Raw genomic sequence first — 1,435 nt, forward strand, 5'->3', positions numbered from 1 at the left:
CTCCCGCCGACAGTTTGGGGTCATGGTGGAGGGCCAGGGCGGTTCGGATGTGATTCAGATTAATAAGAGTGACTTGTCGTTTTTTTCCCGGGTCATCCTCCATCCCGGCCTTGCTGAAGAACAAACCGACGTTAAAAACCAGGCACAGACCCGCATTGAATTGAAAGTACCGGCCTTCCTTTACCAGGCCGGTCGCCGGGGTCAGAACCTGGTCCTGTCTCACCGCTTTGAGGGAGGCAACGCCGGGATCGTGATCCAGGGGGTCTGGCCTAAACAGCACGACCGGTTCCCGCAACCAACGACCCTGGTGTTCAATGACCTTCAGCTGACCTTATCCGATCTGGCAGCAAGGGTGATGCGCTCTGGCCAGGGGGTGGTATTTCCATTAACGGCAGGAAACCGGAAGAACCGCCTTCGATTCATCCACGCCAACGCCAGCAACCCCCTGTACATCCGGCAAGCGCAAGACCGGCCAGTAAAAATCGTCACACACCGGGCTATGGACGGGATTAAACTGACGCTGGAGCCATTAAACCCCATACAATCCAGACGACAAGTGTTTATTACTGGCACAAACCAGTGGGGCTGGGAACCCGGCAGTGTTCAGGTGAGCGGACCGAAACCCGGCAGCCATTACCGTCCATGGCCGTTTATACCCGCCGTGATCAGCTCGTCGGCCATGGGCAACAGGACATTAAGACTCTGGGGCAATGACCGTAACAACATCCTGTACGTGGGCGCCCATGCCCGACAATGGTCCATTCTGGGGCGGGGCGGTAATGACCTGCTGCTGCTGGGGACGTCGGGAAACGCAGCCGCACGCCCCGAGGTACTGGCAAACTGGACACGGAGCGATCGGTGTGACAACCGAAAGCTGGAAGCACCCGGCAACAGCAGCCTGTGGCAAGCCTTCGTCGACTGGACCCGCCCCCTGATCGGTGGTCCTGGCAATGACGTCTATGACCTGCGGGCGTGCAGGCCAGCCCGGACAGTAGACGATTATGGCAAGCATTATGTCCTCCTGTCGTCCGGGTCAAAAGCGGATTTACGACGACTGACGGGTGATAACAGCACCGCACTGTTCTTTACTGACCTGACTGCGAAACAGGTAGGGTTTAACCAGTGTGACCCGCAGGAGCAGAGCAGCGGCAGCAACCTCACACTCAGCAACGGCTCCCTGCCCCTGAGGAGCCAGAGCGTCAGGATCATCAATACCGACACTAACCAGACCCTGGCACTGATCAAACCGGACGTGCTGGCCAGCCTGCACTTTAAAGGCGGACAAGTCAGCCTGAGCCCCACAGCTTTGATCAACAGCAACGATAGTGCATTGGCCGAGAGTGACAGTGCCGATGGAAACCACGAAGCCCTGAGCTTTCTGAACAGGATCATTCGCAGAGGGCAACGGCTGGTACATTACCTGAGCAGCCTGGCC

General features: G+C 57.8%; 1 protein-coding gene. It reads left to right on the top strand.

Going from position 1 to position 1,435, the window contains the following annotated elements; genetic code table 11:
• Positions 1 to 49: 49 nt before the first annotated feature.
• On the top strand, positions 50 to 1,435 hold a 1,386-nt coding region (locus KDK18_RS07185; RefSeq protein WP_257254200.1), incomplete at its 3' end, for a hypothetical protein.

Source organism: Endozoicomonas sp. SESOKO3 (assembly GCF_024606255.1).